26 protein-coding genes are annotated in these 19,626 nt (G+C 57.5%); 4 read left to right on the top strand and 22 right to left on the bottom strand.

Features of this window, described 5'->3' with window-relative positions:
* Positions 1-34: 34 nt before the first annotated feature.
* The 17 genes from F6X24_RS06310 to F6X24_RS06235 all read right to left on the bottom strand — a co-directional run bounded on the left by F6X24_RS06310 (position 35) and on the right by F6X24_RS06235 (position 13,475).
* Complete coding sequence (locus tag F6X24_RS06310) at positions 35-592, bottom strand: GNAT family N-acetyltransferase (RefSeq protein WP_151087200.1); 558 nt, start codon at positions 590-592, stop codon at positions 35-37.
* 50 nt (positions 593-642) lie between these two features.
* The gene (locus F6X24_RS06305) at positions 643-1,563 is read right to left on the bottom strand and encodes a bestrophin family protein (protein WP_151087199.1); all 921 of its coding nucleotides are present in this window, start codon (positions 1,561-1,563) and stop codon (positions 643-645) included.
* A gap of 70 nt (positions 1,564-1,633) precedes the next feature.
* The gene (locus F6X24_RS06300) at positions 1,634-2,062 is read right to left on the bottom strand and encodes an STAS/SEC14 domain-containing protein (protein ID WP_151087198.1); all 429 of its coding nucleotides are present in this window, start codon (positions 2,060-2,062) and stop codon (positions 1,634-1,636) included.
* A gap of 7 nt (positions 2,063-2,069) precedes the next feature.
* The gene (locus F6X24_RS06295; RefSeq protein WP_151087197.1) at positions 2,070-2,519 is read right to left on the bottom strand and encodes a hypothetical protein; all 450 of its coding nucleotides are present in this window, start codon (positions 2,517-2,519) and stop codon (positions 2,070-2,072) included.
* A gap of 476 nt (positions 2,520-2,995) precedes the next feature.
* A complete protein-coding gene (locus F6X24_RS06290) occupies positions 2,996-3,733 on the bottom strand; it encodes an SDR family oxidoreductase (protein WP_151087196.1) in 738 nt (245 codons plus the stop codon).
* Between the two features lie 76 nt (positions 3,734-3,809).
* Positions 3,810-4,700 carry an AraC family transcriptional regulator gene (locus F6X24_RS06285; protein WP_151087195.1) on the bottom strand — a complete coding sequence of 297 codons (891 nt, stop codon included), beginning with the start codon at positions 4,698-4,700 and terminating at the stop codon, positions 3,810-3,812.
* A complete protein-coding gene (locus F6X24_RS06280) occupies positions 4,684-5,094 on the bottom strand; it encodes a DUF4260 domain-containing protein (protein ID WP_151087194.1) in 411 nt (136 codons plus the stop codon). The genes F6X24_RS06285 and F6X24_RS06280 overlap by 17 nt, the downstream gene beginning before the upstream one ends.
* A 104-nt stretch (positions 5,095-5,198) precedes the next feature.
* A complete protein-coding gene (locus tag F6X24_RS06275) occupies positions 5,199-5,783 on the bottom strand; it encodes a Crp/Fnr family transcriptional regulator (protein WP_151087193.1) in 585 nt (194 codons plus the stop codon).
* Between the two features lie 235 nt (positions 5,784-6,018).
* On the bottom strand, positions 6,019-6,741 hold the full coding sequence (locus F6X24_RS06270; protein WP_151087192.1) for an MBL fold metallo-hydrolase: 723 nt from the start codon (positions 6,739-6,741) through the stop codon (positions 6,019-6,021).
* Positions 6,742-6,879: 138 nt separating this feature from the next.
* Positions 6,880-7,011, bottom strand: a complete 132-nt coding sequence (locus F6X24_RS19265; RefSeq protein ID WP_262714511.1) for a hypothetical protein — start codon at positions 7,009-7,011, stop codon at positions 6,880-6,882.
* 7 nt (positions 7,012-7,018) lie between these two features.
* A complete protein-coding gene (locus tag F6X24_RS06265; RefSeq protein ID WP_151087191.1) occupies positions 7,019-7,309 on the bottom strand; it encodes a hypothetical protein in 291 nt (96 codons plus the stop codon).
* 151 nt (positions 7,310-7,460) lie between these two features.
* The gene (locus tag F6X24_RS06260; protein WP_151087190.1) at positions 7,461-7,679 is read right to left on the bottom strand and encodes a DUF4926 domain-containing protein; all 219 of its coding nucleotides are present in this window, start codon (positions 7,677-7,679) and stop codon (positions 7,461-7,463) included.
* Positions 7,679-8,014: a DUF6883 domain-containing protein gene (locus F6X24_RS06255; protein ID WP_151087189.1), complete on the bottom strand. Its 336-nt coding sequence runs from the start codon at positions 8,012-8,014 to the stop codon at positions 7,679-7,681. The genes F6X24_RS06260 and F6X24_RS06255 overlap by 1 nt, the downstream gene beginning before the upstream one ends.
* A gap of 139 nt (positions 8,015-8,153) precedes the next feature.
* Positions 8,154-9,062, bottom strand: a complete 909-nt coding sequence (locus F6X24_RS06250; protein WP_151087188.1) for an Abi family protein — start codon at positions 9,060-9,062, stop codon at positions 8,154-8,156.
* A 319-nt stretch (positions 9,063-9,381) separates the two neighbouring features.
* On the bottom strand, positions 9,382-9,666 hold the full coding sequence (locus tag F6X24_RS06245; RefSeq protein WP_151087187.1) for a hypothetical protein: 285 nt from the start codon (positions 9,664-9,666) through the stop codon (positions 9,382-9,384).
* A gap of 263 nt (positions 9,667-9,929) precedes the next feature.
* Positions 9,930-11,066, bottom strand: a complete 1,137-nt coding sequence (locus F6X24_RS06240) for an SDH family Clp fold serine proteinase (RefSeq protein ID WP_151087186.1) — start codon at positions 11,064-11,066, stop codon at positions 9,930-9,932.
* Positions 11,067-11,099: 33 nt separating this feature from the next.
* A complete protein-coding gene (locus F6X24_RS06235) occupies positions 11,100-13,475 on the bottom strand; it encodes a ribonucleoside-diphosphate reductase subunit alpha (protein WP_151087185.1) in 2,376 nt (791 codons plus the stop codon).
* A gap of 356 nt (positions 13,476-13,831) precedes the next feature.
* Here F6X24_RS06235 and parS point away from each other — a divergent pair, with 356 nt between their 5' ends.
* Positions 13,832-14,287: a type II RES/Xre toxin-antitoxin system antitoxin gene (gene parS, locus F6X24_RS06230; protein ID WP_151087184.1), complete on the top strand. Its 456-nt coding sequence runs from the start codon at positions 13,832-13,834 to the stop codon at positions 14,285-14,287.
* Between the two features lie 97 nt (positions 14,288-14,384).
* Positions 14,385-14,834 carry an RES family NAD+ phosphorylase gene (locus F6X24_RS06225; protein WP_151087183.1) on the top strand — a complete coding sequence of 150 codons (450 nt, stop codon included), beginning with the start codon at positions 14,385-14,387 and terminating at the stop codon, positions 14,832-14,834.
* 136 nt (positions 14,835-14,970) lie between these two features.
* Here the strand turns inward: F6X24_RS06225 and F6X24_RS06220 are convergent, their stop codons facing one another.
* Entirely contained in the window at positions 14,971-15,447 is a 477-nt protein-coding gene (locus tag F6X24_RS06220) for a tetratricopeptide repeat protein (protein ID WP_151087182.1), read from the bottom strand.
* A 58-nt stretch (positions 15,448-15,505) separates the two neighbouring features.
* The gene (locus tag F6X24_RS06215) at positions 15,506-16,465 is read right to left on the bottom strand and encodes a ribonucleoside-diphosphate reductase small subunit (RefSeq protein WP_151087181.1); all 960 of its coding nucleotides are present in this window, start codon (positions 16,463-16,465) and stop codon (positions 15,506-15,508) included.
* Positions 16,466-16,901: 436 nt separating this feature from the next.
* Here F6X24_RS06215 and rplU point away from each other — a divergent pair, with 436 nt between their 5' ends.
* Together rplU and rpmA are read left to right on the top strand one after the other, a co-directional pair.
* Positions 16,902-17,207 carry a 50S ribosomal protein L21 gene (rplU, locus tag F6X24_RS06210; protein WP_151087180.1) on the top strand — a complete coding sequence of 102 codons (306 nt, stop codon included), beginning with the start codon at positions 16,902-16,904 and terminating at the stop codon, positions 17,205-17,207.
* A gap of 95 nt (positions 17,208-17,302) precedes the next feature.
* Complete coding sequence (rpmA, locus tag F6X24_RS06205) at positions 17,303-17,578, top strand: 50S ribosomal protein L27 (protein WP_151087179.1); 276 nt, start codon at positions 17,303-17,305, stop codon at positions 17,576-17,578.
* A 134-nt stretch (positions 17,579-17,712) separates the two neighbouring features.
* Here rpmA and F6X24_RS06200 read toward each other — a convergent pair whose 3' ends face one another.
* The 3 genes from F6X24_RS06200 to F6X24_RS06190 form a co-directional block, all read right to left on the bottom strand.
* The gene (locus tag F6X24_RS06200; RefSeq protein WP_151087178.1) at positions 17,713-18,381 is read right to left on the bottom strand and encodes a hypothetical protein; all 669 of its coding nucleotides are present in this window, start codon (positions 18,379-18,381) and stop codon (positions 17,713-17,715) included.
* 80 nt (positions 18,382-18,461) lie between these two features.
* On the bottom strand, positions 18,462-19,100 hold the full coding sequence (locus F6X24_RS06195; protein WP_151087177.1) for an alpha/beta fold hydrolase: 639 nt from the start codon (positions 19,098-19,100) through the stop codon (positions 18,462-18,464).
* A gap of 58 nt (positions 19,101-19,158) precedes the next feature.
* Positions 19,159-19,602 (bottom strand): hypothetical protein, encoded by a 444-nt coding sequence (locus tag F6X24_RS06190; RefSeq protein WP_151087176.1) that lies wholly within the window; start codon positions 19,600-19,602, stop codon positions 19,159-19,161.
* Between the last annotated feature and the right edge of the window lie 24 nt (positions 19,603-19,626).

Below are 19,626 nucleotides of genomic sequence, written 5' to 3'. Positions count from 1 at the left end.
CCTAAAAATCCGGTTTTAAGCAGTTTTGCGCCGCTCAGGCCGGCTGCTCCACCACGGCGGGCTCCACGCTACGCTCGAAGCGCAGACGGCCGTTCACATCGGTTCCTACCGACGCAAACCCATTGCGGAGCAGCACCTTTTGGGAGGTGAGGTTTTCGGGGGGCGTGTGGGCTACCAGCTGGTGCACCAGGCCGGTTGCGGCGGCCTGGTGCACCAGGCCCGCCACCAGCTCGCTGCCCAGGCCCTGCCCGCGCCAGTCGGCAGCGATGGAATAACCCAACTCAACTACACCGGCCGCATCGGGCGGGCCCATAAAGCCGCCCGTGCCTACCAGCGTGCGGGGGATGTCGCCTTCGGCTTTGCGCAGCGCGTACCAGTTGTACCAGCCCGCCGCATCGCGGCCCCCGGCCGTAAGCTTTTCCAGAAAATACTCCATCGCGTCGCGGTCGTACTCGCCGGGTGGCCAGTCGGTAGGCAGCGCGGCCCCCAGCAGGGTTGGAAAATACTGCGGCTTGTGCAGCTCGGCCGTGAGCAGGGCCCGGCTCGCGGCCAGAATAAGCAAGCGGGGCGTGTGGGTGATGAGGGGAATCATAGCCAGCCTATACGGCAGGCCCGGCCGCAGCGGCTACGTAGCCGCCGCGGCTAGTCAAACATATAGCGACTGCGATATTCCGGTGCCGGTGGCAGCGCTTCGCCGGCCAGCTCGAGCAGGGTAGCTTCTATCATGTGGCTCATAGTATTCAAGGCCAGGTCGTTGGGGCCAGTGCCAAAGGGCTCCTCAATCTCGCGCATAATGGCATCGAGGGCCATAAACGTATAGGCTACGAACACTACGATGAGCGGCGTGAGCCAGCCCGTACTATCTACCAGCCCAAACGGCAGCAAAAAGCAGTACAGGTACACCGTGCGGTGCAGCATGACGCTGTACGTGTACGGAATGGGCGTGCCGGCCAGCCGCTCGCAGCCGCCCACAATGTCGGAGAGCTGGTTAAAGTTGTGGTCGAATGCCAGCTGGGTCGTGGTGTCGAGCTGCCCGGCCTTGCGACCCTGCTGCACCCAGCGGCCCAGCTCCAGCAGCAGCAGCATGGGCCGATAGGTGGCCTGGTGCACGGCCTGCGCCAGCGGCGCGGGCAGCAGGCGCGTCAGGTCGGGCGCCGGGTCGGTATGCCGCAGCTGGTGCTTCAGAGCGTAGGTAAAGGCAATGAGCAGCCGCACAAAAGGCCGGGCCGCCGGCTCGCCGCCCGGCGGGCTGCTCAGCGTGAGCGCCTGCCGGGCCAGCGAGCGGGTTGTATTCAGCAGCGCGCCCCACTGCTTGCGGCCTTCCCAGAAGCGGTCGTAGCTGGCATTGTTGTAAAAGCCCAGAAAGATGGCCAGCGTAACCCCAAACAAGGTAAACGGCGCGGCCGTGAGCGGCACCTTGTAGTGCATTAGCTGCCCGTGGCCCAACACTACCCCCACCGAAAGCACCAGCAGCGCCAGCAGGCGCGGCAGTATCTGGGGCAGCACCGAGCCGTGCCACACGAAAAGCAGCCGCAGCCAATTGTCTTTCTCACGAATTATCATGGTGGAAGCCAAGCAGTTAAGCCATCCCGAACCAGCACTGGCTTTGCAGGGCGCAGGCAGCTTTGCGCGGCTACGCCACCGACGCTTTATCGCCGAGCGAAAATTGGCGCAGCCAGCTCCGGGCCTCCTCGATATCAGAAAACACTTCTGCTTTGAAGGCGGTCAGCTGCTGATAAAACTTTATGGCCGATAAATCAGCCATCGACTCGGGGGTGCTAACCATCGCAAAATGGGTAAGACCCGCTGCTGCCGCCTCAGGGGCCCAGGTATTCACCACCCAATCCATGGAGTGCTCCCAGGGGCCCAGCACCGAGCGCGTATCGTTGAGCACCGCGTGGTAGCCCCACTTGGCCAGGGCCGCGGTGTAGGCGGCGGCACCAGCCTGAATGCTCTGGCTGGTAAGGTAGCCCATCCAGTTTACGTCAATCCAGCGGTTGAGAGGGTCGGGCTCAATCACCAGGTACGTCCGGCCCAGAGGGCTCTTTAATTCTTGGCGCATACTTAAATTAATTCGGATTAGGTGCCGTGGCCAGTACTTCCTTAAGCCACTCCTTGGCCTCCTCCAGGGTGGGTACCGCGCGGGTATAAAAAGTATACTCGGTACTCTGCATGACGTTGGTTACGTACTGCTGCGCCGAAATTTTACCGAACACACTCTCCGCCTCTACGATGGCAATGTAGCGTACGCCCGCCGCATAGGTACGGGGGTTCCAATCAGTGTGCAGCCACTGCTGGTCGTTGGGCTTAATGGCCCCGAGGCCGCGCGAATCGGCTATCCAGCCCAATGGGCCGGGCCGATGCCGGCACTCGGCAATATAGTAATCCAGCGTTGCATTCATCAGGTAGTGCAGCTGCTCGCTATTGGCAAAGCCAAACCACCGGATAATGATGCAGGGAACTTCAGAGTCTAAATAAATAGCTCCATACGATTCCGTTTCAAGCGCAATTTCACTCATATGGTATCCGTATACGGGTTTCCTTCATCAAAGATGGGACTTGATGCGGTCGACCCAGTTACCCGGCCTGCGGGCCAGCACAAAATTAGCCAAGCACCCAGGTATCTAATCCAGCCAATCAGCTTATTTCCACCAGCCCGGTGGCTGACTATGTCGGTAAGCACCGGCATGAGTAGCGGAGCTTTCAGCCAGAAATTCGTCGCGCACGCAGGACTGGCCCGCGGCAGCAGACAAATAAAGCGGCCGGGCAGGCTGGCATCGCCATACTCACCAAAGGTGCCGACCTGCTGCGCTTGCTCGACCGCTTTGACTCGTCGCCCCAGGTACTGTAGCTTATCTGGGGTAATACTTCAAACGAGCGGCTGCAACGAGTGCTTCTCCCGGTACTGAGTGCGCCCTACCCGCCAGCCCCAAAACCCGCCAGCCGCTACCGGGGGCGGCAGCGGCTGGGTTTTTAGTGCGATTCGCCGCCCTGGCTACCAGGGGCTAATGCCTGTTTCCGGCGCGTTATCGTCGCTGAAAAACTGGCTGGTGGGCCCATCGGGGCCCAGCGTGGCGGCTTTTACCAAGCGGGCGGCGGCGGCCTGCACGCTGCCGGGGCCGCTGTGGTGGTTGAAATCGGTGGCGGTATAGCCGGGATCCACGGCATTCACCTTGAACGGGGTATCGCGCAGCTCGTAGGCCAGCATGATGGTGTAGGCGTTCAGGGCAGCCTTGGAGGGCTGGTAGGCGGCACCCTTCACCGGGTAGTATTTCCAGCTCGGGTTGGTGTGCAGCGTGAGCGAGCCCAGGCCCGATGTGACGTTGACGATGCGCGGCGCGGGCGACTGCCGCAGCAGGTCGAGAAACGCCTGCGTCACCCCGATTACCCCAAATACGTTGGTGTCAAACACCTCCCGGATGGTGCTGAGGCTGGTGCTCGAAGCCGGCTGCACCATGCCGCCCAAAATGCCGGCATTGTTGATGAGCACGTCGAGCACCGGCGTTTTCTGGCCCAGGGCCGCGCGGGCAGCGGCAATGGAGTCGCTGCTCGTTACGTCGAGTTGGATGGGCTCGACCTGGGTGAGACCTTCGGCCTTGAGCTGGTCGACGGCCTGCTGGCCGTTGTGGGTGTCGCGGCTGCCCAAGTACACATAGTAGCCTTGCTGGAGGAGCTGCCGGGCGGCTTCGAAGCCGATGCTTTTGTTGGCGCCGGTAATGAGAGCGGTTTTCATGGTTGCTGTTAGTCAAATAATTAACAGCACAAAATTACCCTACCCTGGCGGCGCGGCTGGCACCCATTTCGCGGTACTACTGGTACATTTTGCGGATGCTGACCCGGTACTCGGCCGGCGTCTGGCCGGTTTCGCGCTTGAAAAAGCGGTTGAAGTACGAGGCATCCGAAAAGCCCAGGTCGAAGGCCAGCTCTTTGAGCGACTGCGGCGTGTAAAACAGCAGGCGCTTGGCTTCCAGCACCAGGCGCTCGTGCAGGTGCTTGATGGCCGACTTCCCGCTCTGGGCCTTCACCACCTCGCTCAGGTGCCCCGCCGAAATGTGCAGCAGCTCGGCGTAGGCACCCACCTCGTGCAGTTCGCGGAAATTTTCCTCGATATGGGCCTGGTAAGCTTTTAGCAGCCGCTGGTCGGCCGAGGGCTCGCCGCCCGGAAACTGCTCCGTGTACAGCCGGCTCAGGTAGGTGAGCAGCACCAGCAGGTAGGCGCTCAGCAGCTGGTGCTGCCACTCGCCGGGGCGCTGGTACTCGGCTTCGAGCTTCAGCAGCAGGTCGTCTACCACGGCTTCATCGGCCGCGGGCAGGCGCAATTCGTGTCCGTGGTGCGGGTTCTGGATGAGTGGCAGGCTGCGCAGGGCCGCGTTTTGCTGCAAGGCCAAAAACTCCTTCGTGAACTGGAGCCGGGTGCCCCAGAAGGGCGTCGGCTCCTCCTTCACCAGCAGCTGGCTGGGACTCGAAAAGTACAGCGCGTGGTCCTGGCGCACGTAGGGCACGGCATCGACCCAGTGCCGGCCGCGCGTACGCTTCGTAAATACCAGCATATAGTAGGCCTTGCGGTGCGGCAGCAGCACGTCGGCCTCGTAGGGCAGCTCACCTTCCGAGCGCACGAGGGAGAAGCAGCTGCTCCCGCTTAGCTCGTCTGGCTCAAACGGGTATATAGGTATCGGCGGCCGGCTAGTGAGCGTCTGCATAGCCCAAATGTAGGGCCGATGCGGCTGGGCTAGTCGCGGCGGGCGCTTTGCCCACCCGGCCCAGGTGCGTATCCTGGAAAGCGGTGGCGTATTTGAGGCCGTAGCCCAGCAGCCGGTCGAAGGCGCTGTGAAACAGCAGCACCGTGCCGGCCAGCACCAGTAGGGGCAGCCCCAGCAGCCACCCCGCTACGCCTACGGCTATTGCCGTGGCCTTGTGATGCACCAGGTTGTAGCTGGCGGCGCCCACCCGCGGGCCGGCCAGGTAGCCCAGCATGCTCAGGTCGGGCAGCAGAAAAGTGGCGGGCAGCACCCACCAGGCAACGGGCAGGTGGGCGAACACAAACCCGGCCAGCAGCATTTCGGCCAGCTCTTCAAGTTTCAGCAGCGATTTCATGGGAGTAATCGGGGGAATTGGATGGTGAAAATCAATACCCAAAATTCCGCCCCTCGCTAGCCCCCCGACGATAACAAAAGCTAAGAAAATCCAGCGCCCCACCCCTAGCGCCCCCGCGCCACCCGCGCCCGAATGCGGCTCAGCGACACGGGCGTGACGCCGAGGTAATTGGCCACCAGGTGCTGCGGAATGCGCTCCAGAATCTTGGTTTTGCCGCTGGCCAGCAGCGCCCGGTAGCGCTCCTCGGGCGAGAGTATCAGCTGCTCGGTGAGGCGGGCATCGGTGCCCAGCAGGTGGTACTCGGCCAGCACCCGGCCAAACCGCTCGTAGGCCGGGCACTCGTCGTAGAGCTGCCGCAGCACCGCGTAATCGAACACCACCAGGTCCGTATCGGTCAGGGCCTGAATGTTGAGCTGGCTCGGCTGGCCCAGCAGGCAGCTCAGGTAGTCGGCCAGCAGGTGGTTTTCGAAGAAGAAATAGGTGGTGCGCTCCTCGCCACTCGGGCGCAGGTAGTACAGCCGACAAGAGCCCTGGAGCAGCAGGGCTATTTCGGGCCGGTAGTTGCCGGCCTGCACAAAGTGCTGGCCCCGCGCCACGTGGGCCGGGCGCACGGCCCCGGCTAGCAGTTGCCACTCGGCCTCGGTGAGGGTGGGCACGAAGCGGCGCAGGTAAGCAAGCAACGGGTGCATAGGCAGGCACCAAAACTACTGCGCGGGTAAATAACCAAATCTCAATGGCTCCCGATGGCGCGGGGCTCTGCCCCATGCCATCGGGGCGCTAAACCAGGCGCCACAGCTACTGCGTGGGTAGGCGGCCAAGGCTGGTGCTTGCTAGTACTTACCCCACTCTCCTACTCCCATGCAAACACTCCAGCCGCTACCAGACATAGCAACGGCTAGCCGCAGCTCGCTGTTGTGGTATGGCTTAAACAGGCTTCAGCGGCTTCCCCGCAAAGGGGTTGGGCTGTTGAAACTTCTCTTTCAGCTTCGCATTGGCCTGCTTGGTCACGGGGCTGCCGTGCCCAAAAACGGCTTGGTCAAACGAAAACCCGGCAGCTTTCAAAATGCTCTGCCGGCCCAGCGCCATATCCTCGTACACGGTGCTGTAGGCCAGCCCCGACATATTGGCGCAGATATCCCCGGCAATCAGCACCCCATCCTGCTCCAGCAGCAAGGCGATGTGCCCCGCGCTGTGCCCCGGCGTATGAATGACGCGCACGCCGCCCGCCACCGGAATCACGTCGTTGTCAGCCACCCGCTCGTCTATTTTCACGGCAGGAATTGCCCGCGCCACTTTCTTAATAAAGATGTTAAAAATCAGCCAATTCCTTACGCCTGGGGTCAGGTAGCGGGGCCGCTCGGCTCCTCCTTGCTCCAGGGCGGCTGCCTCATCGGCGTGTGCATACACGCGGGCCCCCAGGCGCTGTTTTAGGTCGGCCGCGCTGCCGGCATGGTCGGGGTGCCAGTGCGTAAGAATAATCTGCTTGATGGCGTCCGGATTTTTACCTCCCTTGCGGATAGCCGCAAACAGCTTCTCGGTGCTGCCCGGCACGCCGGTATCGACCAGTGTCAAGTCCTTGTCTTCGATTACAAAGGCATTGGATGCGCCCAGGCTGATTTGGTAGAGCTGCTTGCTAATCTGTTTCATAATAGCGGGTAGTTACTGGCTTTCTGGCAGCTAAGCTAAGAGCGACTAAGGTATAAAGTGCGCCCGGCCCGCTAGCCCCCAAAAACACGCCAGCCGCTGCCGAGGCGGCAGCGGCTGGTGAGGCAACCAATAATTAAGCTACGAAGCCTGCTTGTACTCGGCAGTTGGTGGCAATTTGCCCATCTTCTTCAAATAGGCAAATAGCTCGCGTTTAGTAAGCGGCCCGCTGATGCGGCCCGCTTCCCATTCTTCGGGGGTTTTGCCATTCATCGAGAGCTCACTCGGTTTCTTCGGCGAGTCGTCGGAGGATAACGTCTTGGATGGTTTCATAACTAGGGAGGTTTACGTCATCGACAACGAGCTGCTGCCCGGTGATGGGTAAAATAACGGAAATAAACTTGCGGCGGTTCGTGTAGCCGGTTACCTCAATTTGCCCATTGGCCTGTAGATACGTTTGGGCACGCTCCGATACTTCTATCAGGTTGGTTATCTCATCTAGCTCAATACTGACGCTATGTAGCCAATTCAAATTGAGCTTACCAAAGTCAATATCGTAGTTCGTGAACATAGCGCAAAGCTACCATCCTACTAGCCCACCGCCGAAGCCGGAGTTTCCATGCGGCTAAGTTACCAAGTGCGCCTTGCCCGCGAGCCCCGAAAACACGGCAGCCGCTACCGGGGGCGGCAGCGGCTGAGAAACTTAAGAATTCAGATGCGGATTAAGCAACCTGCCGCCACGGCTGCGCGATGGCGGCCACTTCAGCGGCGGGCAGAGTTAGCACAGCTTGCGTGTGCCCATCAAGGCCAATAAACTCTACTTCGTAGGCCTCGCCTTGGGCATGCACTAACACAACTGTACCAAGCGCGCCCGCTGCCAATCCACATTCGAGGTGGTCTTTTTGCAGCTGCACAGTGTCTAGTTCAACGAAGGGTTTCATCAGCGGTCTAGTAAGTGGGCGGTGATTAGCAAAACGTGGATACCCGGTGATTGTTCCATCCACACGGTTCGGATGGGGTACTCTCGGCCGTTGGGGGCTAGCAGCGGGCCATCTACCACAAACTTAACGCCGTAGGGCGACGCTTTTTCCTCCGTCACGGTACCGCTGTGGCCGTGCGCTACCAAGTCGGCTATCAGTTGCTCGTAGTGCTGCCGCGAATACCCTATACCTAGGAAGAACCGCGCCTTGGCCCCGCCAACCGGGTGGTCAGGATTCAGCAAGTAATCCTGCACCTTATTGGGTGCCCCAACTAGCGGCTTGTCGTGAAGCGTCATGCGGCAAAACTACCGCCCCGCTAGCCCGCCGCCGAAGCCGGCGTTTCCAGGCGGCTAAGGTACCAAGTGCGCCCCGCCCGCTAGCCCCAAAAACACGGCAGCCGCTACCGGGGGCGGCAGCGGCTGGGGATGCTTAGTGTTACTGCCACAAGGCTTCCTGTTCCCACCCCACTGGAAAACCCATTGCCTGCACAGGTACGGAGGCAAACGTGCTGAATAGTGCCTTCATTTCCTGTATAAAAGCAGTACCCTTTTGCTCATCAACTGCCCGCAACAAGTAAACAAGACATGCTAGCAGACCATACAGATTGGCATTCGTCTGAGGAACGGCAGTTAGCCAAGTGTTTGCTGCCTTTATAGATAGCACTGGCTTTACAGTCAGCTTACGGTTCCAGGTGCGGCTGTGGTGTGCGCAGCGATTACGCAAGCTGCATAAAGCCGTTATCCAACTCACCAATACTGGCTGGCCCACGCCAAAAAATCGAGCTACATCGTTGGTAATAGCCGGGCGCAAATGACTGAGCACTTTTGAGAGTGTACCGAACGAAACCACCTCAAACACCATCCAGGCAGGTGGAAGCGCGGGCGACGAATACGTATGATAGTAGTGCTGAATAAACGTTTCGCCCGAGCGCTTCACTTCCTTACGAATGTGCCGGATGTTGCCGTTGTGAATATCCTGGCCCTTATGGTCGCGCCGGCCTAGCGTATACTGCCGGTCCTTGTACCAGAACGGCCCCGCTTTCAGTGCCCCCTGATAAGCCAGCTGCGCACGTAGCGCAATTTCAATCGGCACTATTCCCTTGAAGAGCAGAAGGCGCAACGCCTCATCGAAATGGTCAAGGTCCAGTACTTCTTCCAGCGTAGTGCCTGCCCGAAACTGGTGCCCAGCACCCCCTTGAAAGTAAAGAAAGTACCCCGCTAAGCGATAGTAGCTCAGACGTCCCAGTTCCCGCTCGGCAGCGCCTACATTGGCAATCTGCAAGCCTCGGCTTACCAACAGACTCACTTGGTCAGTTAGCGTCAGCGCGGGCTTTCTATACTTCATAAAAGGGCAAAAAATAACCCGCCTGGTGCGCGTAAGTCGTGAAACCTAGAGGCGTGGCGGGTTTTGTTGTTGCAAATATAGAACGGCTGGCCACGAAAACAAGTTTCGCCCCACCCGCTAGCCTCCAAAAACACGGCAGCCGCTACCGGGGGCGGCAGCGGCCGGGAAAACTTACGATGCTTGCTTTAGTGCGGTACCGGGTGGCACCTTACCAGTTTTTAGCAAAAATGCCAGAAACTGTTCCCGCGTAAGGGGGCCGCTTACGTGCCGACGCTCCGCTTCTTCTACCAACTCGCCTCGGCTAGTGTAATCAGCTGGCCTAAGCGGCGAGGAATTGATTAATGACGACTTCTCTAATTCGGCCATAGCTGGGGAGATTTACGGATTCAACTACTACAGTGTGTTCGGTCAGCGTGAAGGTAACGGTCACGAACTTATGCAGCTTCGTGTAGCCAGTGATTTCATACTCGCCGCCTTCGCTTATATACAGCCAGGCTTGGGCTGATAATTCCAATAGCTCGTTCAATTCCTCCAACTCAATACGGACGTTGTGCGCCCAGTTGAGGTTGACTTTGCCGAAATCGACTTCGTAGCTTTCAAACATATACAAATGTACCGCCCCGCTAGCCCGCCGCCGAAGCCGGCGTTTCCAGGCGGCTAAGGTACCAAGTGCGCCCCGCCCGCGAGCCCCCGAAAACACGTCAGCCGCTACCGGGGGCGGCAGCGGCTGGGGATGCTATTATTCAAGTCTTGGATAAATACTACTTTGAGCAGAAGTAGACCTTGTCCATACCAGAAAGTTTTTGGCTCTTTAGCCGCGACTTTTCTGATTTGCTCACTAACTCTTCGATTCGCTGGTTAGCAATTCTAATTTTCGCTGATGGGTCGAGAAGTAACAGCTCGCTCAAGATTGTCTGTTTTGCCGTGGTTTTCATGGTTCTTCTCCTTAGTTATCTTCCTTTGCGAAGTTGGTGGCGGGACAATTGGTGGGACAATATTAACAGATTTTTCGTTTACAAACGACTCCCCTGGCAAAATGTTGTCACCTCCCTCAGCTTCCCCACTCCCTGCTTCGACAGGTTCCTCCTCTTGAGCGGGTGCTTCTACAAAGCCAACATAGCTTGTCCTGTCACCAGAAAATACCATATCGATAAGCAGATTAGACAGCTCTGTAAGCTTCTCCCGGTAGTCAGGACCTAGTTCTTCGGAAGCAACTACCACTTGAGGAAGCAAAAGCTTCATTATGTCGTAGTCGATGACATAGCCGTGGTCAGGGCAACTATCGACTAGATAGTCGGTCAGTTGATACGCTTTTTCTGGAGTAATACCAGGACTGAACTGGGCAAGAATCTTTTTAGCGTACTGACCGCCAATATCAAGAATTCTCCTTTTTTCGCCAAGGCGATACGGGTCAATCTGCTTTAACAGCGGCAGATAGAAAGTACTTGCATTTTGCAAGAGTTGCTTGGCCAACTCTATCTTATTAATTCTAATCTTGCTGTGTTCGTACAACCTTAAATAGGTAGTTTCGAACAGGTTCTTAAACCGCGTTTCTATACGGCTTAACGAGTGCTCATCGTTTAACGCACTTTCAGTCAGCATTTCTGGACTATCATCGCGCTCCTTAGCAAGTTGAGCATCCAGCGGACCAAATTCGCCGAATTCGTCCATAATGATTCTCGTCCCACCCAACGAGAGCAATGTAGCCGCGCTCTTAGCCCAAAATGGTACGACTATATTAACCGTTTCAAAATTCTTCCTCAAGGTCCGAATTATGCGGTAAGCAGCATCTGCTAACCCACCAGGTGAGTTAATGATAAAGTCGATTTCTTTTACCGAGGGATTAAAGCTTTTAAACTCAATGACCGCTCGGCGCACATCCATCATGCTACTATGGTCCACCCCATCTAGGAACAAGAACTGTGGAACTTGACGTACCTGGCCTAATTCAAGAATCGCCGTGAAAATTGCTTCCATTTTTACCGCCTTTAGATTGTATTGCAAAAATACTATTTAAACTCCTGATATACTCTTCCCCTACGACCCGCAGGCCTCGCAGGCGTCCGGGTTATCTAGCGAGCAGGCCATGTCGCTTTGGTTCTGGGCGTATAGGGGCTCCAGGGTTTCGGCGGCTTGCTTTTCCACCGTGAACTTGATGGCGTCGGCGGCGGCTTTGGTGCGCAGGTAGTACATGCCGGTTTTGAGGCCGCGCTTCCAGCTGTGGAAGTGCATGCTGGTGAGCTTGCCGAAGTTCACGTTTTGCACGTGCAGGTTCAGGCTCTGGCTCTGGCAGATGTAGGCGCCCCGGTCGGCGGCCATGTCGATGATGGTGCGCTGCGAAATCTCCCACACCGTCTTGTACAGGTCTTTGATGTGCTGGGGCACCCTAGCGATGTTCTGCACCGAGCCATTGGCCGCGATGATGTCCTGCTTCATCTGCTCGTTCCAGAGGCCCAGCTTCACCAGGTCCTTCAGCAGGTGCTTGTTCACCACCATAAACTCGCCGCTGAGCACGCGCCGCACGTAGATGTTGCTGGTGTAGGGCTCAAACGACTCGTTGTTGCCCAGAATCTGGGCGGTGCTGGCGGTAGGCATGGGCGCCACCAGCAGCGAGTTGCGCACGCCGTGCTCCATTACCTGGGCGCGCAGCGTGTCCCAGTCCCAGCGGCCCGACTGCGGCGTCACGCCCCAGAGGTCGAACTGGAACTTGCCCTGGCTGAGCGGCGAGCCGGGGAAGGTTTCGTAGTGCCCGTCCTTGATGGCGAGGTCCTTCGAAGCCGTCATAGCCGCGAAATATATAGTTTCGAAGATATCCGTGTTCAGGCCCTTGGCCTCGTCGCTCTCGAAGGGCATGCGCAGGGCGATAAACGTATCGGCCAGGCCCTGCACGCCCAGCCCGATGGGCCGGTGGCGGAAGTTGGAGCGCTCGGTTTCGGGCACCGGGTAGTAGTTCACGTCGATTACCTTGTTCAGGTTCAGCGTGGTCTGGTAAGTCACCTCAAACAGCTTGTGGTGGTCGAAGGTCACGTTGCCATGGCTGTCTTCCACCAAATAGCGGGGCAATGCCAACGAGGCGAGATTACACACGGCAATCTCATCCTTATCAGTATATTCCATTATTTCCGTGCAGAGGTTGCTCGACTTAATCGTGCCTAGGTTCTGCTGGTTGCTCTTGCCGTTGGCGGCATCCTTGAAGAGCATGTAGGGCGTGCCCGTCTCGGTCTGGCTTTCCAGAATGGCAAACCACAGCTCCTGCGCCTTGATGGTGCGGCGGCCGCGGCCCTCGCGCTCGTACTTGGTGTAGAGCTTCTCAAACTCGGGGCCCCAGGTGGTGTCGAGGCCGGGGCACTCGTGGGGGCACATCAGCGTCCAGTCGCCGTTGGCCTCCACGCGCTTCATGAACAGGTCGGGCGTCCAGAGGGCGTAAAACAAGTCGCGGGCGCGCATCTCCTCCTTGCCGTGGTTCTTTTTCAGGTCCAGGAACTCGAATACGTCGGCGTGCCAGGGCTCCAGGTAAATGGCGAAGGCGCCCTTGCGCTTGCCGCCGCCCTGGTCCACGTAGCGGGCCGTATCGTTGAAGACCTTCAGCATCGGCACCAGGCCGTTGGAGTTGCCGTTGGTGCCTTTGATGTAGGAGCCCGTGGCGCGCACGTTGTGCACGGCCAGCCCGATGCCGCCGGCCGACTGCGAAATCAGGGCGCAGTCCTTCAAGGTGTCGTAAATGCCCTCAATTGAGTCGTCCTTCATCGTGAGCAGGAAGCACGACGACATCTGCGGCTTGGGCGTGCCGGCGTTGAACAAGGTCGGCGTGGCGTGGGTCATCCAGCGCTCCGACATCATATTGTAGGTCTTGATGGCCGACTCAATATCGTCCTTGTGAATGCCCACCGACACGCGCATCAGCATGTGCTGGGGCCGCTCCACCACCTTGCCATCGAGGCGCAGCAGGTACGAGCGCTCCAGGGTCTTAAAGCCGAAGAAGTCGTAGTTGTAGTCGCGGTCGTAGATGATGGCCGAGTCCAGGGTGTGGGCGTGCTTGTGAATGACCTCCCACACGTCCTTGGCAATCAGCGAGGCGTTGTCGCCGTTCTTGGGGTCTTCGTAGGTATACAGCCGCTTCATGGTGCTCGAAAACGACTTCGAGGTCACCTTGTGCAGGTTGCTCACCGCGATGCGCGCCGCCAGAATCGCGTAGTCCGGGTGCCGGGTCGTGAGCGAGGCGGCGGTCTCGGCCGCCAGGTTGTCCAGCTCGATGGTCGTCACGCCGTCGTAGATGCCGTCGATGACCTTTTTAGCCACTTCAATCGGCGACACGAAGTTTTGATTCAGCCCGTAGCAGAGCTTCTCAATACGGGCGGTGACTTTGTCGAACTTGACCGACTCGCGGCGGCCATCGCGTTTGATTACGAGCATATTATCTAGGGTGCTAGGGTGAGCAACGAATACTAAATAGAAGCTGCCGTGCTAAAGGCAGTGGCTTTCAAAGCTGGAAATTAGTTCCTAAGTTTCGGGACACAAAGGGAAAAATTTAGAAGTTTTCCACACAGCCTGAAAATGAGGGCGCGGGGCCGTTTTTCGGGAAAACAGCCAGGTAGCGTCTCGAATTATGCAAGTACGATGACGTATATTCTAGGCGCTTTACTAACCAGTGGTTGGGGCACATCATCGCCGAAGAATCCAGTTCGAAAGCTTTGCACAAGCAGACTCCGAATAGTGCATTGCTCTTCTTCACGTACATTAGCTGCAATTGACATCTATACAACCTGCAAATGACTGCTATCCCTTTCCAAACTACTACTGCCACTATGGTTACCCTACTCGGCGGCCCGTCGATGATGCCGCAGCCCGTGCGCAACAGTCTCGACTTGATGCGCGCCGCTGTAGCTGGGGTACCCGTGGCGGCAGTGCGGCATTTGCAGCGGCACCTGCGCTTTACCAACCGGGAAATGAGCGAAGCACTTTCCATCTCAGAAAGTACCCTAGCCCGGCGCGAGCAAGCTCACCGCACTCTGACCCGCGATGAGGCAGAGAAAGCCATCCAACTTTCGGCCGTAGTAGCCAAAGGCCTCGCCGTATTTGAGAACGAAACAGACTTCCACCGCTGGCTTCAGCTCGAAAACCCAGCACTGGGTGGCGAACGCCCGCAGGCACTGCTAGCGTCAGCGCTGGGCCGCGAACAAGTACTGGAAGTGCTGGGCCGGATTCAATGGGGAATTTTCTCTTGATAATGCTTTATCAAAGAAGTAGCTGGCTACCGCTGCTTTGTTTTGTAGTATCAGCCAGCACCACACACCCTTTTCCTGCCTGGCACCCATACCTACAATGAAGCTCTATCGCTTCGGCAAGCAGCCTTACATCCAAGATACCACCGGGCAGGGCGGACTCTATCATAGTGGCCGTTGGCACCGGCAGGGAACACCCATTCTCTACACTGCTGAACACCTGTCGCTGGCTAAGTTGGAGATGCTGGCCAATTCGCCCATATTGCCAGTCGATTATTCGGTGCTAACGCTGGAAATACCGGCTACTGCCTCTATAAAGCTGCTTGAAGCCGCCGACTTACCTGCTGACTGGTACAGCCTCCCCTATCCGCCTGAGTTGGCTGCCATTACCGAAGCGTGGATTAAAGAAGGAAAATACTGGCTCCTACGCGTGCCCTCAGCACAGTCGCCCGCCGAGCATAACTACCTGCTCAATCCATTGCATCCTGAGCACCAGAATTTGCGAGTGGTGTCAATAGAGCTCCACCCGTTTGATGCGCGGCTGAAGTAAGACTTTAGCGCGGATTCTGGGTCAGTATACACATTTTGCCAGCCTGGCTCCCCCTCTCCTTTTCGGAGAGGGGGCCGGGGGTGAGGCGAACGCAAGAACAGAACCCGTACACTGACCCAGAATTCGCGCTAAAGTCTTACTTACAGTATTTCCTAATTGCCTCATAAGCTCCTGCATAGCCCAGTTCTCCTGACCTGCTAAAAGCTATACAGCTCTCTTGTCCCATACCTAACTCACTTTCAGCAAGACCTATTTGGTAATAAGAAATTGCGTTCATTTCATTTGTAAAATATTCAATATCCTTACTCCAATAAATTTTACTGGTAACCACTTTAATACTTATTGATTTCACTAAATCAGCGATACCACTTTGACGGTCACCTAATTGAATCTTTAATTGACCACGATTTGCGTAAGAAAAATGAAGTTCTGCAGAGTTCTCTTTACACATAGAAATGGCTTGTGTATAGTAGGCAACTGCCTTTACCAAATCACTTTCACTGGTCGCTAACTTTTCAGTGGTTATAGCCAGTCTGTAATAAGTTGTGTCACTTTTTTGTGCATTCACAATAAGTGGCACAAATCCAAGCAGACCGAGTAGAATTTTTTCCATAGTTGCTGGCTCACAAGTATTGCGAAATGCAGCGAATAACTAGACTATCAGAAATTCCCTAAAAATCCTCGTCGAGCGAAAACATGTTGTCGGCCCGCTCGCTCATCACCCCCGACTTCTGGTACTCGGCCACGCGCTTCTCAAAGAAGTTGGTTTTGCCCTGCACCGAAATCATCTCCATGAAGTCGAAGGGGTTAGATGAGTTATAAATCTTGGCGCAGCCCAGCGACACCAGCAGGCGGTCGGCCACAAACTCGATGTACTGGCTCATGGTGCGGGCGTTCATGCCGATAAGGCTCACCGGCAGCGCGTCGGTCACAAACTCCTGCTCAATCGTCACCGCGTCGCGGATAATAGCCTGCACGCGCGCCTCGGGCAGCTTGTGTTGCAGGTAGCTGTAGAGCAGGCAGGCGAAGTCGCAGTGCAGCCCCTCATCGCGCGAAATCAGCTCGTTCGAGAAGGTAAGGCCGGGCATCAGGCCGCGCTTTTTCAGCCAGAAAATCGAGCAGAACGAGCCCGAGAAGAAGATGCCTTCCACGGCCGCAAAAGCGATGAGGCGCTCAGCAAAATTCTCTGAGTTAATCCAGGTCAGCGCCCACTGGCCCTTGCGCTGCACGGCGGGCACCGTTTCGAGCGCGTTGAAGAGGTAATCCTTCTCCTTAGGGTCTTTGATATACGTATCAATCAGCAGCGAATAGGTCTCACTGTGAATGTTTTCCATCATAATCTGGAAGCCGTAGAAGCAGCGCGCCTCGGGCATCTGCACTTCCTGCATGAAGTTGATGGCCAGATTCTCATTCACGATGCCGTCGCTGGCCGCGAAGAAGGCCAGCACGTGCTTGATGAAGTGGCGCTCGTTGTCGTTCAGGCCGTTCCAGTCTTTCTGGTCTTGCGAGAGGTCGATTTCCTCGGCCGTCCAGAACGAGGCTTCCGCCTTTTTGTAAAACTCCCACACCTGCGGATTCTGGATGGGAAAGAGGACGAAACGGTTGGGGTTTTCGGCGAGGAGAGGCTCCATAAAACGTAACGGTTTGCGGGGTTAAAAGGCAAGCAAGCTAGCGGGCTAACCGAATCCACTGGCGGTTGTTCAGCCCCCGCCCGGCTGGTTTCCAAAGATACCCGTGCAACCTCATAGCTAAAAGCAGCGTTTATACTTCCCTGCTTTCCGTCAGCTGTCCAGCTCAGGCTGAGTAACGCATGAACCAAACGCGTTAAAACAGCCGATTCATAGCTAGTTATCCACATTATAAGTGTGGATAAAGTCAGTTGTCCACAAAAACAGGAGCACATCAGGCACTTTCTTGTTTTCAGCTACTTAGCTACTAAAGTCTAAAAAGTACTTTAAGCAGCGCCATTTTTAGGGAGTTAATGAAGATTAACGACTTAGACTTGCTTTTACCGAAAAGCTACCGTACTTTTGCGTTCCCTTTTGAGAAACCACCAGCGGAAATAAGATGTACGCCATTGTCAATATCGCCGGCCAACAGACTAAGGTTGAGGCTAATAAATTTGTTTACGCCCAGCGTCTGGCCGGCAATGTCGGTGACTCGGTAGAGTTGGGCAATGCCCTGCTGACCGATGATAACGGCACTATCAGCATCGGCGCTCCCGAGCTGAGCGTTGCTGTAAAAGGCACCATCATGGCCCACGTCCAGGGCGACAAGGTCCTGGTATTCAAGAAGAAGCGCCGCAAGGGTTACAAGAAGCTGAATGGCCACCGCCAGCAGTTCACCAAAGTAATGATTAACAGCATTGGCTAAGGCCAGTTAAAAATTAAGAGTTAGAAATAGACCCTGCAATAGCGGGCCAGCCTATTTTAAATTCATGATTTTTAATTTTTCAATATCTCAACAACATGGCACACAAAAAAGGCGTCGGCTCGTCTAACAACGGCCGTGAATCGCATAGCAAGCGCCTCGGCGTGAAAATCTTCGGTGGTCAGTCGCTCATCGCCGGCAATATCATCGTGCGTCAGCGTGGTACCAAGCACCACCCCGGCATCAACGTCGGCATCGGCAAAGACCACACGCTGTTTGCGCTGGTCGATGGCACGGTGCAGTTCAAGAAAGGCCGCGACGAGCGTTCGTTCGTATCGGTAGTACCGGCCGCTACGGAAGCCGCTGCTGCTTAATTGCCGCTTCGTTTACCGAAAAGGGTTGCTTCGTCAGAAGCAGCCCTTTTTGCGTTGGTGCTGACTCGGCCAGGCTCTTTCTGAAGTCAGTACCCATGGAGCAGCCAGCCGGCAGCGCAGCAAACGCCTGGCTTTCAATTGCCAAAGTAGAGCCGAATATTTACCTGACCGCCCAGGTTCCAGTGGCTGGTGCCGCCAAGGCGCTCAAAATTATAGTAGGCCGGAGCCAGCATCCCCGCCCCGGCATTGAGGTCATACAGCAGGTGCGGGTGCAGGCGGTGCTGCACCCCCCAAAGCACATACACGCCGGGCGTAAGCGCAGCGGGCGTGCTGCGCCTGCGGCCACCGCCCATAACCACCACGCCGGGAGCCGCCAGCTGTTCCCAATCGGCGCTGCCTTCCAGGGTCAGGTAGCGGCCAAATACGGGCGCCGCCTGATGCGCGTGGCCGTAGTAGTAGCGCACCCCTATGGCCAGCGAGGCAGCCGGCAGGCCCCCACGCTGGCCGCCCCGCCGCCGGGCAGCAGTGTAAGTAGTTAGCATATCGGCCTCAAACTGCGTGTAGAAGCTGGCGCGGGGTGCCACCCGATACTCGGCACCAAGGGAAAGCGGCAGCAATAATTGCCACGACTGGCTATCGTGCGTGTAGCGCAGGTGGGTAAGGCGCAGACCGGCCTTTAGAAGCAGCTTCGGGGGGTGCTGCACCGAATCGGCGGCCGGCTGCTGCGCCTGGCCGCGAGCGCCCGTAGCCAGTAGCAGGCCACTACCTAAGATGGTCGTCAGTAAAAAGTAGCGTTGCCCCATCAGCTTATAAAATAACGGGTTATAATTGCCGCTAATTTACTGATTTATACTTGGAAAGCACACGGGCCGGCATTTTTTATTTACGGCTGCGCCAGCTCATTCAGTATGCGGCTCACCTGGGCGGCGTGGCTAACGATAAGAAAATGCCCCGCGCCGGCCAGCTTAAAGTCGACAGGGGCGCTCCCGGCCGGCAGCAGGTGGTCGCGGGAGCCGTGCAGGCGCACTACGGCCGGCAAGCCGGGCCCGCGCCAGGCCAGCAGCTGCGCAGTGGCCCAGCGAGCGAAGCCGGGGTCGGTATCGCGCAGTATCTGGCGCAGCAGCCGAAACTCGCAGCCATCCCGCGCCCCAAAAAACCACTGCGCCAGCCGGGGCAGGCGCCCGAGCAGCCCGAAGGGCACCAGTCGATGCAGGCCCGTGGCCCCGGCCAGGCGCAGCAGCAGTGGCAAATCGGTCGGGCTGCCGAGGCTGGAAATGAGCACTACCCGCGCCAACGGCCGCAGGCGGCCGATTTCCTGGGCCAGCAGGCCCCCAAATGATACGCCCACGACCCAGCACGGCTGCCCAGCCGGCACGGCTTCGGCCAGGCGGGCGGCGTAGTGAGCCAGCGGCTCAGTAGGAGTTTGCGGTGGCAGCCACTGGAGCACCCGGCTAGGGGCCTGCAGCCGCAAGCGCCGGAAAACCCGCTCGTCGGCGCCCAGGCCGGGGATAAGATACCACATTGGCTGCTTGGGGGCCAGCTGTCATTGCGAGGGCCACGACCAGCCGACTTATCGCGGGCTACGAGTTGAGGCGGGCGTAAATACCTTCCAGATAGAATATATTGTGCGGCTGGGGGTCATCGGCCTCGTCGGCATCGGCCGGAAAAGTGACTGCCAGCTTAAGCGCCACGCCGGGCAGCAGCACGGGGGGCGACTCCTCGGTCGTGTATTCGAGCAGGCAAGGCCACTGCTCGGTGGAAGCCAGCGCATCGGCCACTTCCTCGGCCAGGGCCTCGGCGCGGTCGCCGGCTACGCGCAGCAGCGTGTCGAGGTCGTGGAAAGGCAGGCCGAGGTGAAAAAAGTGGTCGTCGTCTTCGCGAAACGTAGTTGCCCACACGGTTACGTCGTCGGTATTATCGAAGACAATGGCCGTAATGTGGACCTGCTCCACAAAAAAGTCGTCGTTACTAACCAGGGCATCGCTCAGAAGCTTCACGGCTGCGCAGGGGAATTTAAGGTGCAAAAGAAAAGCGGCGGCCCGCCCGGC

The sequence above is a fragment of the Hymenobacter baengnokdamensis genome, assembly GCF_008728635.1.
Lineage (GTDB): Bacteria > Bacteroidota > Bacteroidia > Cytophagales > Hymenobacteraceae > Hymenobacter > Hymenobacter baengnokdamensis.
The sequence above is the reverse complement of the archived record's forward strand: the minus strand, read 5'-3'. Positions and strand labels throughout refer to the sequence as shown.

Bases quoted from the DNA above. Each gene is read 5' to 3' on its own strand.
- F6X24_RS06310 (WP_151087200.1), bottom strand. From the start codon at position 592: ATGATTCCCCTCATCACCCACACGCCCCGCTTGCTTATTCTGGCCGCG.
- F6X24_RS06305 (WP_151087199.1), bottom strand. From the start codon at position 1,563: ATGATAATTCGTGAGAAAGACAATTGGCTGCGGCTGCTTTTCGTGTGG.
- F6X24_RS06300 (WP_151087198.1), bottom strand. From the start codon at position 2,062: ATGCGCCAAGAATTAAAGAGCCCTCTGGGCCGGACGTACCTGGTGATT.
- F6X24_RS06295 (WP_151087197.1), bottom strand. From the start codon at position 2,519: ATGAGTGAAATTGCGCTTGAAACGGAATCGTATGGAGCTATTTATTTA.
- F6X24_RS06290 (WP_151087196.1), bottom strand. From the start codon at position 3,733: ATGAAAACCGCTCTCATTACCGGCGCCAACAAAAGCATCGGCTTCGAA.
- F6X24_RS06285 (WP_151087195.1), bottom strand. From the start codon at position 4,700: ATGCAGACGCTCACTAGCCGGCCGCCGATACCTATATACCCGTTTGAG.
- F6X24_RS06280 (WP_151087194.1), bottom strand. From the start codon at position 5,094: ATGAAATCGCTGCTGAAACTTGAAGAGCTGGCCGAAATGCTGCTGGCC.
- F6X24_RS06275 (WP_151087193.1), bottom strand. From the start codon at position 5,783: ATGCACCCGTTGCTTGCTTACCTGCGCCGCTTCGTGCCCACCCTCACC.
- F6X24_RS06270 (WP_151087192.1), bottom strand. From the start codon at position 6,741: ATGAAACAGATTAGCAAGCAGCTCTACCAAATCAGCCTGGGCGCATCC.
- F6X24_RS19265 (WP_262714511.1), bottom strand. From the start codon at position 7,011: ATGAATGGCAAAACCCCCGAAGAATGGGAAGCGGGCCGCATCAGCGGG.
- F6X24_RS06265 (WP_151087191.1), bottom strand. From the start codon at position 7,309: ATGTTCACGAACTACGATATTGACTTTGGTAAGCTCAATTTGAATTGG.
- F6X24_RS06260 (WP_151087190.1), bottom strand. From the start codon at position 7,679: ATGAAACCCTTCGTTGAACTAGACACTGTGCAGCTGCAAAAAGACCAC.
- F6X24_RS06255 (WP_151087189.1), bottom strand. From the start codon at position 8,014: ATGACGCTTCACGACAAGCCGCTAGTTGGGGCACCCAATAAGGTGCAG.
- F6X24_RS06250 (WP_151087188.1), bottom strand. From the start codon at position 9,062: ATGAAGTATAGAAAGCCCGCGCTGACGCTAACTGACCAAGTGAGTCTG.
- F6X24_RS06245 (WP_151087187.1), bottom strand. From the start codon at position 9,666: ATGTTTGAAAGCTACGAAGTCGATTTCGGCAAAGTCAACCTCAACTGG.
- F6X24_RS06235 (WP_151087185.1), bottom strand. From the start codon at position 13,475: ATGCTCGTAATCAAACGCGATGGCCGCCGCGAGTCGGTCAAGTTCGAC.
- parS (WP_151087184.1), top strand. From the start codon at position 13,832: ATGACTGCTATCCCTTTCCAAACTACTACTGCCACTATGGTTACCCTA.
- F6X24_RS06225 (WP_151087183.1), top strand. From the start codon at position 14,385: ATGAAGCTCTATCGCTTCGGCAAGCAGCCTTACATCCAAGATACCACC.
- F6X24_RS06220 (WP_151087182.1), bottom strand. From the start codon at position 15,447: ATGGAAAAAATTCTACTCGGTCTGCTTGGATTTGTGCCACTTATTGTG.
- F6X24_RS06215 (WP_151087181.1), bottom strand. From the start codon at position 16,465: ATGGAGCCTCTCCTCGCCGAAAACCCCAACCGTTTCGTCCTCTTTCCC.
- rplU (WP_151087180.1), top strand. From the start codon at position 16,902: ATGTACGCCATTGTCAATATCGCCGGCCAACAGACTAAGGTTGAGGCT.
- rpmA (WP_151087179.1), top strand. From the start codon at position 17,303: ATGGCACACAAAAAAGGCGTCGGCTCGTCTAACAACGGCCGTGAATCG.
- F6X24_RS06200 (WP_151087178.1), bottom strand. From the start codon at position 18,381: ATGGGGCAACGCTACTTTTTACTGACGACCATCTTAGGTAGTGGCCTG.
- F6X24_RS06195 (WP_151087177.1), bottom strand. From the start codon at position 19,100: ATGTGGTATCTTATCCCCGGCCTGGGCGCCGACGAGCGGGTTTTCCGG.